General features: G+C 35.6%; 13 protein-coding genes. 7 read left to right on the top strand and 6 right to left on the bottom strand.

The window, feature by feature from the left end:
- The first annotated feature begins 62 nt into the window (after positions 1-62).
- The 4 genes from BC008_RS51030 (at position 63) to BC008_RS44160 (ending at position 2,984) form a co-directional block, all read left to right on the top strand.
- Positions 63-236, top strand: coding sequence for a hypothetical protein (locus BC008_RS51030; RefSeq protein WP_201026226.1), 174 nt, complete (start codon positions 63-65; stop codon positions 234-236).
- Between the two features lie 145 nt (positions 237-381).
- Positions 382-555, top strand: coding sequence for a hypothetical protein (locus BC008_RS51025; protein ID WP_201026226.1), 174 nt, complete (start codon positions 382-384; stop codon positions 553-555).
- 225 nt (positions 556-780) lie between these two features.
- Entirely contained in the window at positions 781-1,890 is a 1,110-nt protein-coding gene (locus BC008_RS44165; RefSeq protein ID WP_058184603.1) for a phosphotransferase family protein, read from the top strand.
- Between the two features lie 35 nt (positions 1,891-1,925).
- Positions 1,926-2,984 carry a T3SS effector HopA1 family protein gene (locus BC008_RS44160; protein WP_027843178.1) on the top strand — a complete coding sequence of 353 codons (1,059 nt, stop codon included), beginning with the start codon at positions 1,926-1,928 and terminating at the stop codon, positions 2,982-2,984.
- Between the two features lie 40 nt (positions 2,985-3,024).
- On the opposite strand, the gene BC008_RS44155 is transcribed toward BC008_RS44160, so the two are convergent.
- The 6 genes from BC008_RS44155 to BC008_RS44135 all read right to left on the bottom strand — a co-directional run bounded on the left by BC008_RS44155 (position 3,025) and on the right by BC008_RS44135 (position 12,128).
- On the bottom strand, positions 3,025-3,807 hold the full coding sequence (locus tag BC008_RS44155) for a peptidylprolyl isomerase (protein WP_058184646.1): 783 nt from the start codon (positions 3,805-3,807) through the stop codon (positions 3,025-3,027).
- 98 nt (positions 3,808-3,905) lie between these two features.
- Positions 3,906-5,450, bottom strand: coding sequence for an HlyD family efflux transporter periplasmic adaptor subunit (locus BC008_RS44150; RefSeq protein WP_027843177.1), 1,545 nt, complete (start codon positions 5,448-5,450; stop codon positions 3,906-3,908).
- A 128-nt stretch (positions 5,451-5,578) separates the two neighbouring features.
- Positions 5,579-8,314 (bottom strand): peptidase domain-containing ABC transporter, encoded by a 2,736-nt coding sequence (locus BC008_RS44145; protein WP_027843176.1) that lies wholly within the window; start codon positions 8,312-8,314, stop codon positions 5,579-5,581.
- Between the two features lie 4 nt (positions 8,315-8,318).
- On the bottom strand, positions 8,319-8,924 hold the full coding sequence (locus BC008_RS44140; protein ID WP_036265314.1) for a helix-turn-helix domain-containing protein: 606 nt from the start codon (positions 8,922-8,924) through the stop codon (positions 8,319-8,321).
- 558 nt (positions 8,925-9,482) lie between these two features.
- Entirely contained in the window at positions 9,483-9,635 is a 153-nt protein-coding gene (locus BC008_RS50140; RefSeq protein WP_161938218.1) for a hypothetical protein, read from the bottom strand.
- 162 nt (positions 9,636-9,797) lie between these two features.
- Positions 9,798-12,128, bottom strand: a complete 2,331-nt coding sequence (locus tag BC008_RS44135) for a CHASE2 domain-containing protein (RefSeq protein ID WP_027843175.1) — start codon at positions 12,126-12,128, stop codon at positions 9,798-9,800.
- 1,180 nt (positions 12,129-13,308) lie between these two features.
- On the opposite strand from BC008_RS44135, the gene BC008_RS44130 reads away from it, so the two are divergent.
- The 3 genes from BC008_RS44130 (at position 13,309) to BC008_RS44120 (ending at position 17,961) form a co-directional block, all read left to right on the top strand.
- Positions 13,309-13,695: a hypothetical protein gene (locus BC008_RS44130; protein WP_027843174.1), complete on the top strand. Its 387-nt coding sequence runs from the start codon at positions 13,309-13,311 to the stop codon at positions 13,693-13,695.
- Positions 13,696-14,209: 514 nt separating this feature from the next.
- Positions 14,210-16,408 (top strand): peptidase domain-containing ABC transporter, encoded by a 2,199-nt coding sequence (locus tag BC008_RS44125; RefSeq protein WP_027843173.1) that lies wholly within the window; start codon positions 14,210-14,212, stop codon positions 16,406-16,408.
- A 50-nt stretch (positions 16,409-16,458) separates the two neighbouring features.
- Positions 16,459-17,961 carry an HlyD family efflux transporter periplasmic adaptor subunit gene (locus BC008_RS44120; protein WP_027843172.1) on the top strand — a complete coding sequence of 501 codons (1,503 nt, stop codon included), beginning with the start codon at positions 16,459-16,461 and terminating at the stop codon, positions 17,959-17,961.
- The last annotated feature ends 507 nt before the right edge of the window (positions 17,962-18,468 follow it).

Below are 18,468 nucleotides of genomic sequence, written 5' to 3'. Positions count from 1 at the left end.
TTTTAATATTTTAATTATACTATTCATCCCATTCATTACACATCAATTGGAGAAAAAATAACATGGCTAATATCAAAGTAAAAGAAATTCAACCTGCTGGAATTGAATTGTTTGGCGATTCTGAAAGTTTTATGAATGAATTGAGCGGTAACGAGCTTAATAACGTAATAGGTGGTAGGACTAACACTCATGCATATACCTGTACGGGTGCAAGGACTTGCGCAAAAACTAAGTAATTGCTTAAACATCGTAACAAGGAAATCTAATAATTCATTAATTTTATAAATTATCCTTGTTAAAAATTGAATTGAGAATGGGATTTTAATATTTTAATTATACTATTCATCCCATTCATTACACATCAATTGGAGAAAAAATAACATGGCTAATATCAAAGTAAAAGAAATTCAACCTGCTGGAATTGAATTGTTTGGCGATTCTGAAAGTTTTATGAATGAATTGAGCGGTAACGAGCTTAATAACGTAATAGGTGGTAGGACTAACACTCATGCATATACCTGTACGGGTGCAAGGACTTGCGCAAAAACTAAGTAATTGCTTAAACATCGTAACAAGGAAATCTAATAATTCATTAATTTTATAAATTATCCTTGTTAAAAATTGAACGGAGAATGGGATTTTAATACTTAAATATTGTTATTAGTCCCATTTATCATCATGAATAAATCCTAGAAATCAATCTTAATAATGATAATAAAATTAAGCTCTAATAATGTATTACAGTACTTAATTAACTCTAATATATGCAAGGAACAGGATATGGGATTGTGTCAAATTCATCCCAAACCGAATAATAATTTTATTTTTATAATTATTGATTTACCAAGTGGTAGCCAGCTAATTATTAAGCAAGAGTATTATCATCTAAATAATGACATTGCTAATCGGATAAAGCGAGAGTTGAAGATTCATAGCTTTTTGAATTCTTCTTCAAATTTAGAATTCACTTCTTCATTGAATCTAGAAATACTCCATGTCGATCTACAAAATTCGATTTTGGTGTATAAATGTTCAAACTATATGAGTTTAGCAAATTATTACCAAAAAAATAATTTTTTCCCAATAGCAATAGCCAAATTAGTTGGTATTAGTTTAGGAACTCTACATAGTGAAACTTTTGCTTCTCGTAATTGCTGTGATTTTATGAATGAAGTTATTGAGGGCAAGCTAAGGTATCAGTTTCCTTATCCTAGTCACCTACTAGATAAACTTAACTTTGAGGCTTCAATCCGGGATTTACCTCCACCAGGCTTTCCATTTATGGCTCTTTATCAACGCTTTGCAAACTTAAGAACAGCAATTACAGAGTTAGTAGCCAATCGTCAGCACTATTGTCTGACACACAATAATTCTCAATTAGACAATATTCTAATTCCTATACATTGGGAAGAATTGTTATCTCAAGCTGAGGTACATAATGAGAAGAGCTTGAGAATAATTAATTGGGAGAATTGTAGTTGGGGCGATCCCGCCTTTGACTTAGGTAAAATTGTTGCCAGTTATTTGCTATTGTGGCTGAATAGCTTCATTATTCATCCTGCTATTGAATTGAATCAATCCCTCCAGTTAGCGACAGTACCTCTAGAAGTTATTCAACCTTCAATTCTTGCTTTAACTAGAGCATATATTAGTATCTTCCCGAAAATCCTGGAAACAAATCTGAATTTCTTGTCTCAAATTATCCGCTTTACTGGTCTTGCCCTGATATACGAAATCATATCAAAACTCCAGTCTTTCAAAAGTTTTGATGATCGCTGTGTGTGCATACTTCAATTGGCAAAAAGACTCCTGTGTAGACCTGAAGAATCATTTCAATCTGTTTTTGGAATAACGCAGTTAGAATTGGTTGAACAATTAAAAAATATTTAGCCAATAAATTAGCAAATAGTAAATGATATTTTGTTATGCAAACAATACAAATAATCCAAGAAATTGCCAAAAAAATTCAAATTAATTATTCTGATTTATCATGTAGTCATATTAATTATCAACGAGACAAAAAATCTACAGATATTGTCGCAATCTTCAAAACACTGTCTCGAAAATTTCAATATGATCACCTTGCATCGCTCCTCTGTACTTTAATATTTGATATTTACTTCAGTGGAGAAATGTTATTAGTAAAAAAAAGAAAAGCAGTTAGCACACATAAATATTCCGAAATTGAATCAGAGAATACTATTGCTGAAGTAGATTGGGAATTTTATGAACAATTACACCACAATAATCAAGGTAAAGGTTGGTGGAACCCAGGTTTCTCGCTCCTCAGACAGGAAACAGATGGTAAGATTGCAGTAGAAAAGAAAGGTATTATCTTCTATATCCAATCAGATAGCTATCTTCGTTTAGAAAAACAATCTACGACAGTTGGTGACATGTTTTCAGTCTATACGCCACCAGGTAGAATTTTACATAAATATTATATGGCATTTGGAGATGTAGCTAGTTTTTATGAAAATTCACCTGCATTTATCTACTTCAACTTCAATAGTGAAGGTGCAGCTGCAGTTATGAGAAATTTGACGCAAAAATTTAATTATCTTCAGATTCCTTTCTGCTTTAAAGTCTTGCACAATCCCTCAAACTATGGGCAATACGACTCAGGATGTCTCCGAATAGATCGGGATAGCTATCCAGTGGTTCGACCAGTTCTACAGAATGTTTATGAAGAAAACGCATCCGACTTTAATACTAAAATTCCCATATTCACAAAAATGCTAGCACCAGGGTTAGCTTTAGCAGAAAATCCTGAACCTGAATACGAGTTTTATTTTAGAGAAGAGTTTGGTATAAATCGCTGCCAGATTGTTGCTAATGCATTGGTGGAAGCTTATCAGAATGGTCATGAATCTCTAGAAGATCGGGTTAAATATATTATTCAACACTTCGAGGGCTTAGGGATTAGTTTAGAGCATCCCTACCTTAATCCAAACTCTGAAGATATCTACACACCATTAGATTAAGCCAATGGTGTGGAAATAAATATCAAAATACTAAATCTAACTATTTACTAAGTAGGTAGGTTTCAGTGTTATTGGTTAAGCAATGGTCTTCCAAGTCATTGATAATCTCAAATTTTGCACTTTCTTCGTTGATCCATTCAGAAAATAAATCTGAACTAATTTTCTGGCGCAGCGTTTCATCCAATTGTGGTTGAATAATTTCTTCTATTAAAATCAAGTGTACTCCGTCAGAAGTGACAACTGGTTTAAGAAACTGAGGCGATTTAGCAGCAAAAACAGCAGCAGAAATTTCTGGCTTCATATCTTTGCGGTGTACTATCCCCCGATATCCGCATTTTCGACGTAATTCAGTATCCTGTATATATTGGTGAGCAATATCATAGAAACTCATTTCACCTTCTTTGATCGCATAGAAAAGTTCTATCGCCAATTCTTCATCCTCCAATACAACCTCATACATAACTACTCCCACATAATCTAATTGATATTCAAAAAAATAGGGTTCAATCTTATCTAAAAATAAATGCTGTAATAATTTATTACTAAGTAAATCGATGCGAATAAATTCTTCAAAATCTTCTAGAGAAAGGTTATGTTTTTTCAGCCATGTCCAAGTATCTTCAGCACTATTAAGTTTATTCATAAATCGAAATTTATCTGCTGCTTGCTGAAGTTCCTCAGTATCTACTTTGACACCAACCTCATTTGCTGTATTCTCAATAACTTTACGGGTGATAATTTTTTTGTTTAACGTAGGAATTTCGCAGTATAGCTTAACACAGCGTAGAATATCTTCGTTAGTAATAGTAATAGATTGTGGTATCATATTAATCCTATTTATTTAGTGGTAATTACTGATTAAAAAATATTAGTGAACAGCGATTAGTAAATATTGATAACTAGAATCATGCCCCGGGGATTCTAACCTCCCTGCTGCAACTTTTTAAATGGATCGATAACGTAATCAATAATCCGACGTTGCCGCACAATTACCTCAGCAGTTACTGTATCCCCAGGACGTAAAGGAATACACTTGTCAGTTGTGGCAATACAGTTTTGATTTGGGAAAATTTCCAAATTATAAACTGCTACCTTGCCTTTAGGTGTGTCTAATTCTGAGGTAGTAGGAGAAATATTAATTAATTTCCCTTTTAGAACTCCATAATCCTGAAATGGATAAGCATCTAGCTTAATTTTCACAGGCATTCCTTTTTCTAAATAACCACTTTCAGTGGTCGCCATCTGTGCTCGAAGTACTAATGATGTTCCTTGTGGTGCTATTTCCATTATCATTTTTCCTGGTTGTACTACGCTGCCTTCACCTTTAATTGGTAACTGAAATACAATGCCATCTATAGGTGCTTTTAACACCCTTTGGCTTAACTTAAATTCCAAAGATTGAATCTGACTTTTTGTTTGGGCAACTTCTGCTTCAAGGGTCGTTATTTCTCCATCTAAATTCTTTAACTGTTCCTCACTTTTAAGTACAGCTAATTTCCCAGAATGAACCAAACTTTTATAACTACGTTTTTGTTCTTGCCAACGGAGTTGAGCTTGTTTAATATCCGAAGATGCTTTATGAATCTTATTTTCATAACTACTTTGTTTTTCTCTCAAACGAGACCGAGCTTTTCTTGTTTCTGATGCAGCTTTCATCATATTTTTTTGAGCTTCTTTTGCTAACTGTTGRGTTTCTAAGAAGCGCTCTTGGGATAACGCACCCTCTTCATAAGCTTTTTTGTAACGAGGAATTTTTTCTTGGGCAGTTTTTAAACGAATTTGTTCTAAATCATAAGCAACTTTACTAGATTCAATAGCCTGTCGTACCTGCTCTATTTGTGCAAATAATTCTTCTTTTTGTAAACTGTAGGCGGATCTAAGAGTTTCAAGATTCTGCTGTGCTTGCTCTACTTGCGCCTGTTTTTCTAGCTGTTGAGCTTGACTTTGTTGCTGCTGGGTACGCAGTGCGAGTATCAACTGGTTTTTCAACAAATTTTGCTGGTGTAGACGATTTTCTTGACCTTCTAATTTCTGTCTTTGTTGCTGAAGTTCAGCACTAACTAACTCTGATTTCAGTTCTAATAACTTCTGCCCAGCTTTTACAGATTCACCTTCCTTTACCTTAATTGCTGCTACAGTTCCTTCAACAGGGGCATCAAGTCTAACTGTTTTCCCTTTTGGTTCTAGTCGTCCCTTTGCTGTCCCTGTTTCGTCAACCTGAGAAAACATTGCCCAAGGTAAAGCAATACCTATAAACACCACCACAAAATAGAGTAATCCCCTTGTCCAAACCTGTGGCAAACTATCTAAAAGCTCTTTGGTGGCATAAGACCAGTCATGACTTTGAGGTGATTTATTATTGTTAGATTTAGAAATATATTGTTGAGTAATTAAGTTGTCATAATGACGCTCATCTGGGATCGTTTCAGTAGGAGCATGTCCATTCAACGTATGATTTTCAGACATAGTAGTGTTTTGAGTTTTGGATTGTTGACTAGATGATACGAAAGAATCACCCTAGGTTAACCCAGGTTTGTAGTTGCGCTATAGATCCAAAGCGTCTTTCTGTAGAGGTAGCATAATTACAAGCTAGTTCATTCTGCAACATCTAACTGCTGTTGATTGAGATAGAAATAATGTCCTCTCTTCACCATTAATTCTTCGTGAGTACCGCTTTCAATCAACACACCCCTATCTAAGACTAAAATTAGGTCAGCCTTGCGTACAGTAGAAAGACGATGAGCAATAACTAGAGTAGTGCGGTTTTGGAGAATGGTATTGAGATTCTTCTGAATAATTTGCTCCGATTCTGCATCGAGGTGGGAGGTTGCTTCATCTAAAATTAATAGGCGGGGATTTCCTAATAAAGCACGAGCAATGGCTAGACGCTGGCGCTGTCCCCCAGACAACGTACCGCCTCCCTCCCCTATTTGGGTTTCATACCCCATGGGCAGTTTTTGAATAAATTCATGTGCACCTGCTAGTCGTGCCGCCGCGATAATTTCTTCTAAAGTAGCAGAAGGATAAGCAAGACCAATATTTTCTCGAATTGTTCCTCCAAAGAGAAATGTATCTTGATCCACTACACCAATTTGCTGCCGCAATGAGGCTAACGAAAGGTTGGTGATATCTTGTCCGTCAACTAACACTTTCCCATCTGTTGAGGTATATAACCCCAACATGAGCTTGGAAATAGTAGTTTTACCTGAACCACTACGCCCCACTAGCGCTACCATTTGTCCTGCTTTAACCTCAAAACTAAGATTTTCCAGAACGTTAATATCACTTTCTGGATGATAACGGAAGGTAACATTATCAAAGCAAATGTGACCATGCAAGTCAGGTAATGATTGCCGCGCTTGATGCTGCAAATCTTCTTCTGGCTCGTAGTCCAGCACATCATTAATGCGCTCTATTGCAATCACCACTTCCTGTAACTCATTCCACAACACCGTCAGTCTTTGAAAAGGGTTAATAACATTACCCAACAACATATTAAAAGCTACTAATTGCCCAATCGTGAGCTGATTTTGAATTACTAACCATGCTCCAAACCAGAGCATTGAAACAGTAGCTAGTGACTCGATAGTGTTGCTAAAAATCTGCAGTCGATTGCCAATAACTTCCCCAGAAAAGTTAGTTTTAACCTCTTTATTTAATAGTTCTTCCCAATGCCAACGCACAGTCTGTTCAACTGCTGTAGACTTGATAGTACGAATACCAGAAAGAGCTTCAATGAGGTAACTGCTCTCAGCTGCAATTGCACTAAAGACTTCCCGAGAAATTCGTTTTAAAAAAGGTGTAGAAATCCATGCCAACAGGAAAAAGGGCGGTACAATTACTAACATTAGTAGTGCCATCTTCCAACTGTACCAAAACATCAATCCCACATAGATAAAAACTGTCAATAAATCTAGCAGAATCGATAAAGCCTCACCAGTCAAAAATTGCTGAATCTTACGGTTTTCCTGGATACGAGAGGTAAGATCACCAACATAACGAGATTCAAAAAAACTCAAAGGCAATTGCAAAGTATGGCGAATAAAGCCAACAATTAACGCTAAGTCTACCTTATTTGCCGTGTGGTCAAGTAAATATTGCCGCAAACCTGTAATAGCAACCCGGAACAGGCTAAACATCAACAAGCCTAACCCGACTGCTGTCAGGGTTAGGGCGCTGCTTTGTACTACCACTCGGTCTAAAATTATCTGCGTAAATATAGGTGTAATTAGACCAAATACTTGAATCAGCACAGAAGCAATAAAGATTTCTAGTAGTACTAAAGCATGAGGTTTTACCAACTCAAAAAATTGCCAGAAGGAATTTATATTCTCCTTAGCATCCTTTAGCAGTACTGTAGGTTGTAGTAAGAGTGCATAACCAGTCCAATTTGCTTTGAATTCTTTGCAGCTAAGAGTTTTCTGACCAATGGCAGGATCAGCAATTACCACATGCTTATGAGTGATTTCATAAACAACAATAAAATGTTTTCCTTCCCAGTGGATAATAGCAGGAAGATTTTGTTGTGCCAGTCGATCCAGACTAGCTTTTACAGGTCGAGTAGAAAAACCAATACTTTCGGCTGCAGCTGATAGTCCCCGCAATGAAGCTCCGTTACGATCAGCATTGGAAATATCTCGCAACCGGTTAGCACTAAATCTTTTTCCCCAATAGCGAGCTACCATCACCAGACAGGCAGCACCACAGTCAGAATAACTCTGTTGGGCAAAAAACGGATAGCGCCGGATAACTCGCTGCCAAAAATGACCAACTTTTTGAGTGGGTCTAGGAAAGTAGACTTTGTTAAGCTTTTTTCCTGGCTTTAACTCTTCTAATATAGGGATTTCTTTATTTTTACCCGATTTACCTACTCTTTTTATCCCCCCTTCTCCCAAAAAATTTTCTGCCGGAATCATCTGCGAATCTTGGACTTGTGCCTGACGATAAAAATGCTCACGAATTTGAGGATATTTGCTAATCAGGGGAAATAACAGTTCAGGAGTAAGATAACAGAGCTTTGTTTTTAGTGAAGCTCTAGCTGAGTAAGACTCAAAGGATTCTTCTGGAAAGAAAGTACACTCTCCAAATGAGGCTCCGGCTTCTAGGTTGGTAATTAACTTGCCTGCACTATTAATTAGTCTGACCTTTCCAGAAATTACAATATAGACCCCTGCCTCAGCATCAACTTTCTGCCAAAACTTACCAACAGGAGGCTCTAGGCATTTTATTTGTTTGAGGCAGGATGATAATTCTGGTTCTGAAAGACGATGCCCTAGAGTATTGGTAAAATTCTGAGGGGAAATCAATAGATTAGATATATCTCGAACCATAATATCATTCCATGTTGCTGGGATTGAATAACCAAAAACCATTAGAATCGGAACCATTAGCGGATTTCAGATCGTGAATTAAGATACTTTGACCTTCTTTCCCTTGAACGCTAGTTTCTTGAATCTTTACTGGTTTCGGTTTAGTAGATAATCCCATCTGTTTGAGTATTCGTTTGAGATGGCGATCACTGATTTCAATCCCAAATTCTTTCGTCATATGTTTTTTCAGCCAGTTTATTGTCCATCGGCGAAAGGAATAACCATAATCACGAGGACTATCACTCAATAGTTCCTTTAAACGTTCCAAGTATTCTTCATTAACGGCTTTAGGACGGCCAATGGGACAATCTTGCCATTGATGTGCCATTCCTGTACGAGCTATATGCATCCAATGTCGCACTGTCGCTGGACAACACCCCAAAACACGACAAATTTGTGCTTGAGTCTTTCCCTCATCAGCTAAAAGCATAATCTGAATTCGCTGGCGGTACTGATCGGACAACTCATCTTGCAAACTTTTTTGTAGTAATTTGCGTTGGAATGATGTTAATATCTTTTTAGTGTTAATACTTGACTCTTGTGAATTTATCTTGTGTGTTTCATGCAACATATTTGTAAAAAAATAGAGTTTTTTACTACTAAAATAGAGCTTTTTACTACTATTCCTTAGCGAATATTGTCATAATGCAAAATACTTTTCTTCCTTAAAGAGAGGAAATTAAAGAGATTAAGCATGATTAGTATTAAGACAAAATTAATTTATAAAATTTCAGTATGACAATATGTAGGAAAGTAGAAAATCCAAAAATTATATGTCAATATTTCTGTATGATTTACTCAATAAATTTAATTATATTGAAATTTTAACCTCAATGATTGAGGTTAATTGAGGATTGTAAAAATTAATCTAATTCTGAATAATTGAGTTCAATTGAGGTTAATTTATAATAATGATTCGTATAATACGAAAAACTGTAGGTAATATGGATAAAACCGGATTCCTATATATGTTAACCCTATATATACTAAATAATTAGACTGCTTTGTATCTTTGTACGATTAAGTCTCATATCATATTCGGTAAATTCGTTATGATATCATGTCCGGTTAATGACTTACGATTAAACGCCGATTTGAGTTCACCAATAAAAACTTGTTAAACCTTGAATCAAATCTTGCTGTTGAAGTAAAGATTAGCACCGATAAAATAAGACTTCTTCCAAATCATCAAGTTTTTCAAATGACCGATAGCACTTTGTGCCGCTTTGCTGTATATTGCAATTGGTTCATCCACCTTTGCTATGCTAATTCGTTTCGGCATCGCTCATCCTTGCACCCTCAACTTTTATCGTAACCGATTATCCGGAGGTGTAACATAATATGATTTCCATACCTGTGCGAAAAACCGGAAACCCTTTCTCCCTCTGCACCATTCTCTCTTCTCCTTCCGCATTTAATGAAAAGTAATTAGGCAAACACGATTTCATCGGTTGTAATTATTAACATAAATCATCAAACTTCCCGTACTACCAACAAATGCAAAAAAACTGGGTATTAAAGGTAACCAGGCTGCACTTACGACTAGCGCACTCCAACAAATACCGTATAAAACACCCAAACTAGCACCCGTTGCAACTATAGTTTTAAGGTGAGATGAACGCAGACTCCAAGTAAGGAGACTTCCCGTACAAGAAAAAAAACTAATCCAGATGATTTCACCAAATTCAGGTAAAGTCCAAATCAAAGGTCGGTTATCTAAAACTGCACTGAGGATTTGACTAACCATATGAGCTTGAATTTCCACTCCAGACATTGTTTCTACTGATCCAGGATTGTTACTGTAGGGAGTACGCCAAAGATGATCTTTAAAGCTTGGAGCGGTCGTACCAATTAGGATAATCCGATTTTTAACTAACTCTGCATTAAATCGTTCGCTAAGAATCTCTTGCAGAGAAATCTTCGGTGCTATTTCATCATTTGCACGGTAATTAAGTAAAATCTGATGACTATCAGCATCAATATTATGATAACCACCACTATTATGCTTTACGGTCCTAAATACAATATTTCTTAACTTTAAATAATTATCCTGAGTAAATTCGGTTTGAATTCCCTTATCCTCTAAATAACGGGTTGCTAAGTGCCAATTAAACGCATACTGATTTTCGCAGGGAAATGCATCATTGCTTACAGCTAACAAATGACGGCGAATAACTCTATCTTTGTCAAAGAGTACATTATTAAATCCCTGACTTCGGGGAGGAACTTCTTGAGGAGCTCGAATACCTGATTTTCCATCGGCTTGACCATACAGACAAATTGCAAAGAAGCGATCGCTCTTTTGCATAGTTGTAATTAAGTCTTGATATTTTATTTCTACAGGTATTTCTCTATAGATGTCCAAACCAATAACTCTGGCTTGATTCTCCTGCAATTTTTTGATTAATCTGTCCAAGGAACGATTTGATAGAGATGACGCTCCTCGTTCTGCAACTGCTTGGGATCGAACATCATCTTCTGTAATAGTTACTAATAGAATTCTTCGATCTTGTTCTTCTTTTGGTCGCTGTTGCATCAAACTATCGAAAGCGACTAATTCCCATGTTTGCAATAAACCAAGGGAACGAATTCCTATAATCAGGATAGCTGTCAGCGTGCTGACTAAAATGGGACTCCAAATGGAGATTGGAGCGATCGCAGACTCTGTCGCAAGCTCTGATGTATCTAAATATTGCTCAACCCAATAGCTATTAAATACCGTTGCATAAATTCGATTTTTAACAACTAAATGACTTCCCTGTTGGCTTACCAATCCAGAAAGGCGCAATTCTAAATGTTCGCGACTATTTTCAGCTTTGATTTTTCCCTTACGAAGTATTGTTTGATATATTTGTAATAATGTTTGAGTGCAACGGGCATTTCTAAGAATGCGATCGCGAACTGTTCTAAGATGTTCTGGTTGATCCTGAGCTTCCCAATTTTCAATTATTCGCTTTTGTACTAATTGGTCGATGGATTTAGGTGTGTGAATTTCTGAGTCTTGAGAAATCAGCGAACATATTTTCTGAGTTAGAAATGGTTGTCCTCCTGACCAATAGAGTACTTCTTCTAATACTGCGTTAGGATTATTAACTCTTTGAGTTAATCCCTGAAGTAGAGCGTGGCTTTCGCGTAAATTAAAACCCCGAAGCTCAATCGCTCGACCAATATTAAAAGGAGTAGACTTCTCATTTTGAATTAAATCTGCAGGAGTTGCGACACCTAACAATGCAAATGTCAGTCTTCTATATTTTGGTCTACTTGCCCTTCGATCATAACAGTTGCGAATCAGTGCAAAAAATTCATCCGTGGCAAAACTTAAGCTAAGAACACTGTCTATCTCATCAATGAAAATAACTATATTTTTACTAATTTGTGCTAATAATACTGTATCAATAAATTCTCCCAAACGCTGTATCGGAGATAAATCCTCCTGTTCGCGCAACCAATTACGTCGAGATATTTTTAACTCAAAACCACTAATTAATTCTTGAATAATACCACCATACCATTGTTGCGGCGTTATTTCTTGGGATCCAATTCCACTCAACTCAATTTCGACACAAGCAATATCTTGAGTTTCCAGCTTGTTCATTGTCCTTATCCGCAAACTGGATTTTCCCATCTGTCGAGAATTGAGGACATAACAGTATTCTCCCGCTAATAAAGCATTATAAAGTTCGCAGTCTGCTTCACGAACAACATAACTAGAAGCATCAGGAGGTAAACTTCCCCCAGCTTGGTAGTGATAGTGGGAGTTGAGTGGAAGGTTCATAATTAATTTTCTACAGTATTATTTTTTCTTTGAGGGAATCTTTGAATATTATTTTTCTTTGTTTACTTAGATCGCTCTTATTTTTTTGATATACCATTCGATCAGTTATTTTGCAAAAACTTATTCAAAATCAATTTTATAAATACAATTATTTTTATGCGGAAATTTATTAATGGAATAAATACATTATTAGTCTTTGGGCAAATCATTATTTACCTCAAAAGTATATTGTTTTTAGGTTATAGAACCTTGATTGATCAAGGTTTATACAAATACTAGTTTTCAAATATTTCTCGAAAAATCAAATCTCGCGAATATTCTATAAAATATATTAAAGTAATGCGAACAAAGAAAATTATATTGCTTTACATAAGCTTTTATTTATAAATTAAACTAAATTCAAGTCAATATAAAATTTTATTACTTAAACTCAATTTACCTGAGTTTAGCTAAAATTTACCCATGGATATTCAGTTTGATGTTACTCAATTCGACTCAACTATTTAGGAAAAATATCAAACATACTATTTATATAAACTAAATAAAGCTTTATTGGCTGACCTATATAACCTAATTCATTAGTAAGATATTTTTTTCAACTGTAAAATCTAAGAATAAAAAAATGAAGCTAAACCTAACCTGAATAAAAACTAATTATAATATGATTCTTATCATAAATAATTTAAGATACAAGACATAAATTGATCATATTTTAGCAAATATAATCTACGATGTGTAATTAGGTATTCCGTAATCTTTATCAACCACAAATTATTTGAGAACATCATTTCATTATGGGAATCCTATATGCACTAATATTATATTGTAATTAATGTAATTATTTTGTCCACAGGTAAATCCTGGCAATGAAAAATTTAAATTTAACTAAAGTTTGAATTCCCGATCCTCATGCATATATTCTCCTAAAGAGTAGTGAATTTACGTCACTACTCCTTTTTCTATTTGTATCCTTTGTATTGAGCCTCCAATATGAAATAGAAATTCCTTACCTTAATAAATCTGAATTATCACAATTAAAACTCAGTTTAATGTTACTCAAATTAACTGAATTATTGATTTATTTAGTTAGAGATAATAATTACAGAAAGCAAAAAACAAGCTTTCTCAAACACAAATAAAACTCTATAAAATGAGTTAATCTAAATAAAGGAGAAAAAATATGTCCAACCTTAAAACTAACACAGAAATTACTTCTATTAACCAAGAATTGTTTGCAGATTTAAACGAAAAATCAGCTGAAACAATCAGTGGTGGTCGGTTTGAGAATGGTGGCGGTAAATACGAAGTATTCAAAGTTTACAACCAAACTGGTCGCTACAAAATTCCTTATACCGTTGATGGTAAAAGAACAAAATACCCAAGTACTAATTCATTCTGGGTTACTGATCGTGGTGGACTAATTAAATTTGACTATGATGCTGGTAAACCAGGTGTTCAATTGAAGCAATACAATTTACAAAACGGACGTAAGTATGCGTTCCGACTTAATACCCGTACTGCTTATAAATACGACATTGAACTCTATGATATCGGTGCATGGACCTAAGAAATGAATTCCAAATAAACAGTAATTCTGCTTAACGATATAATATCAATCTCTATAAAGCTTATAAATTGTAGATTGAAAGATATTACAAGTAGATTTGTTGTTTGGAACCTCTGAGCTTGTATAGTCCGAACGATAAAAAGTTGCATTCAAAGATAAAAATAGTACCCAGTTTCCTATTTTCTTGTTCAAAAACTAAACAAGGTAAAAATAAAACTTATCTTTGAATGCGGCTTGGCTTTACTCCTTTGGACAAATAGCAGGATTGCGCTCGCCATCCTCAAATTTTAAACCATCGCTCGTGTTAGGAACTTTCTATCTCAAAGCTGATTTCACAAGAAACAATTATTTGGGAATCAGCTTTGTCTTTAAGTTTAAGTTTGAATTTTAAATCTTAATTTCAAATCTTAATTTTAAATCTTAGTTTTAAATCTAGATCTTAAGTTTAAATTTTATAACCATAAATTATTTCTGAGTAGAGAAAAGTATTTGATAAAATGACTCCCTTTAAAAAATGAAATACCATATTGTCCAACAACACTCGGAAGAAGACTGTGGTGCTGCTTGTCTTGCAACTATTGCAAAACACTACGGGCGTACCTTTACTCTTAAGCGTACTCGAGAAGCAGTAGGTACAGGTTCTCGAGGAACTACTCTATTGGGATTAAGTCGTGGTGCAGAAGCATTAGGCTTTAATACCCGTCAAGTAAAAGCTAATCCTCAAGTACTTGATCAATTACACCAAGCACCTTTACCAGCTATTATTCATTGGAAAGGTTACCATTGGGCAGTATTGTACGGTAAAAAGGGTAAAAAATATGTAGTTGCCGATCCAGGTGTTGGTATCCGTTATCTCAATCGCCAAGAATTAATGACATCTTGGGGTAACGGCGTAATGCTTTTGCTGACACCAGATGATAGCCGTTTTTACCAACAAGAATCCGACAAAATAGGTGGTATAGGACGTTACATCCAACGTGTTTGGCCGTATCGTTTTCTTCTGCTACAAGCAATTGCTATTAACTTTGCCATAGGATTGCTATCTCTCGCTTCTCCCTTAATGATGCAACTACTCACAGATGATGTTTTAGTGCGGGGAGATACCCAAATGCTAACTACTGTAGCAATAGGGGTGGTTGTAATGAGCCTGATTCAAAGTGCGATTTCTTTAGTTCAATCTCACTTAATTGGTCATTTTGGTCAAAGATTACAATTAGGCTTAATTTTAGACTATGGACGAAAGCTTCTACACTTACCTCTTTCCTATTTTGAAGGGCGACGCAGTGGAGAAGTTGTTAGTCGTATTGCTGATGTTAATGCAGTTAACGAACTTGTTTCCGGAATTGTTCTTGGTTTACCCAGTCAATTTTTTATTGCTGTGGTGTCTTTGGGCTTTATGCTCTTCTACACCTGGACTCTGACTCTAGCTTCTATTCTTGCTTTTATTGTTGTTGCATGTATTAATCTGCTTTTCCTACCTGCAATGCGACAAAAAACTCGCAAGATGATTGTTGAAGGTACAGAAAACCAAGGTTTTCTAGTGGAGACATTTCGTGGGGTTCAGGTATTAAAAACTACACATGCTACACCCCAGGCTTGGCAGGAGTATCAGGGAAATTATGGTCGTCTGGCTAATATCAGTTGGAAGACCATGAAGTTAGGGTTATATAGCAACACGATTACGGGCTTATTTTCAACTTTCAATAGTATTGCTTTACTTTGGTTGGGTAGTTATTTAGTCATTAATAATACTTTAAGTATCGGTCAATTACTGGCATTTCAGGGCATGAGCAGTAATTTTCTTGGCTTTCTCAGTTCGTGTATCGAATTGCTCGATGAGTTTGTCACTGCTCAGATAGTAATTCAACGCCTAACAGAAGTCATTGATGCAACTCCAGAAGATGAGAATGATTTCAAAAAGCCTTGGGCTGAAATTTCAGAAAATGAAGACATTATCTGTAACAATCTCAACTTTCACCACTCCGGTAGAGTCAATTTATTGTCAGATTTTTCTGTAAATATTCCTGGAGGTCAAGTAACTGCTTTAATTGGTAAATCCGGTTGCGGTAAAAGCACCCTTGCGAAACTAATTGCTGGCTTATATAAAGTTCAGTCGGGTAACATCCGTTATGGTATATACAATCAGCAAGATTTATCTTTAGAATGTCTGCGACAACAAGTAGTATTAGTTCCTCAAGAAGCTCACTTCTGGAGTCGTTCAATTATTGATAATTTTAATTTTAGTTATCCCTATATTAGTTTTGAAGATATAGTAACAGCTTGTCAGATTGCTGGTGCAGATGAATTTATTAGTAAACTACCTGATAAATATCAAACTGTTTTAGGAGAGTTTGGAGCCAACCTTTCTGGCGGACAAAAACAGAGATTAGCTATTGCAAGAGCGATCGCAACTAACCCACCAATACTAATTTTAGACGAATCTACAGGTGCGCTTGACCCCGTTAGCGAAACACAAGTATTGGATAGATTACTTCACTATCGTCAAGGTAAAACCACAATCATGATTAGCCACCGTCCGAAAGTTATTCAACGTGCTAATTCGATTGTTCTTTTGGATGAAGGACGTTTGAATATCCAGGGTACACCGGAAGAACTAAATCATCTTCCTGGAGAACATTTAGATTTTCTTGATGATTTTCTTCCTCCTCGAAATAGTAATGGTTTCAAGTCTTCTTTCGCGATCGGTCATTAGTCACTTTAGTAATTCCTCAAGTAAATCACTAATTCTCAATCCCCAATTCCATGCTTACCAATTTTCAACCAAAGTTTTTACCTCCAGCACGAACAGATGAATTTCTCCCACCTATCAGTCGTTGGACTACTTTTGGCGGATTATTTATTCTGTTTGTACTGGGTCTAGCTGTTCCAATCGCTGCTGTAACTAAATATAAGGTAACGGTACAAGGACAAGCAGTTGTCCGTCCTGCTGGTGAGTTGAGAATCGTCCAAGCAGCAACAGAAGGACAAATAATGCAAATTTACGTCAAAGTAAATCAAACAGTTACAAAAGGTGCGGCGATCGCTAGGATTGATGATTCCCGTCTCCAAACAAAAAAAAGCAAACTACAAACCAATATTCAGCAAGCCAAATTACAGCTGATTCAAATCAACGCCCAAATTAATGCTTTTAATACTCAAATTAAAGCCGAAACTGAGCGCATACAACGTACTATTGCTTCTGCTCAAGCAGAATTAAGAGGACACAATCGTACTTTCCTAGATAAAAAAATTACTACTGTTTCTGAATTAAAAGAAGCCCATGCTAATGTCAAAATCGCCCAAAAAGAATTACAAGAAAGTGAAGCTCGCTTAACATCAACACAAGCTAATTTCCGGTCTACAGAAGCTGCGTTGGGAGCAGCAAAATCAAAGCGCAATCGCTACGCAAGTGTAGCGAAAGAAGGAGCATTATCTAAAGACCAAATGGAAGAAGCACAACTCGCTGTTAAGCAACAAGAACAAGCAGTCATAAGACAACAAGCATTAGTAGAAGCTCAAAAACAAACTATTGAGCGTCTAAAACAAGCAGTTAGGGGTGCGATCGCTCGACGAGAACGCGCTCAAGCAGTTCTCAACCCAAGTAATGCACAAGTCGCAGTTGCAACTGAACGCATTGCTCAAGAGAAAGCTTCTGGGGAAGCAAATAAAGCTACCCTAGAAAAAGAACGTCAAGCTCTACTCAAACAACACGTTGAAACCCAAAAACAATTAGAACGCGACTTAAGAGAACTCAAACAAGTAGAAAATGACTTAAAACAAACCACTATTACGTCAACTGAGGATGGTATTATCTCCAAATTAAACTTGAGAAACTCCGGTCAAACCGTACGTACTGGTGAAGAAGTTGTCCGAATTGTTCCTATTAATGCTCCCAGAATCATTAAAACATCCATAGACTCTGAGGATAAAGGTAAAATCAAAGTTGGTCAAAAAGTGCAAATGCGCGTTGGAGCTTGTCCTTACCCAGATTACGGAACCCTTAATGGTAAAGTCACAGCAATTTCTCCTGATGCAATTTCCCCTCAAAGAAACAATAGTCCATTGACTGAAAACAGTACCCCAAAAGCAAATTCTAGAGCTTCTTTCTATGAAGTCACTGTCGAACCAGAAAAACTCGTTTTGGGTCATACCCAAAAAAAATGCTATATTCAGTTGGGAATGAATGGTCGAGCTGATATTGTAACCAAAGAAGAGACTGTACTACGATTCTTTTTAAGAAAAGCAAGATTAATAACAGATATATAATTTTGAGGAAGAATAATATTTAGCTAAGATCTCATATTAAGTAATATTTGCGAGATTTTCATTAGATGCGCGGTTTTTGAGTTTTTGTCAAATAAAACCTTCACAGGGAAAAGTTAAAAAATATTAAATAAATATCAGTTACAAGAATTTATCTGAAGTATTTATAAACCTTTAATAGTGTGTGTTGAATATACTTTGCCTATTTTGTTACTAGTTACGGTTAGGCAAAGTTTTTATAGTTTTATTTAATGAATCTGATTATTGATGGAAATAAACAAATTCCCATTTCCCATTTTCTATTTTCTTAGTTAAAATCAAAAATCCTTAATGTGCAACAAAATGACTATTTTTATAAAATTAGTACAATAAAATTATGTTATAGTTCTCACTCAATTAAGTGAGCTACAAAACTTCGGCAATAGGAAACATACATGTATCTTAGTGATTTGAAAAAAGCGGTATTAAAATCAATATCGCGAAAGATTTCAACTTTTAACCTCACAATTA

The organism is Mastigocoleus testarum BC008 (genome assembly GCF_001456025.1).
GTDB lineage: Bacteria > Cyanobacteriota > Cyanobacteriia > Cyanobacteriales > Nostocaceae > Mastigocoleus > Mastigocoleus testarum.
Note: the sequence above shows the minus strand (reverse complement) of the source record. Positions and strands in the feature narration are given on the sequence as shown.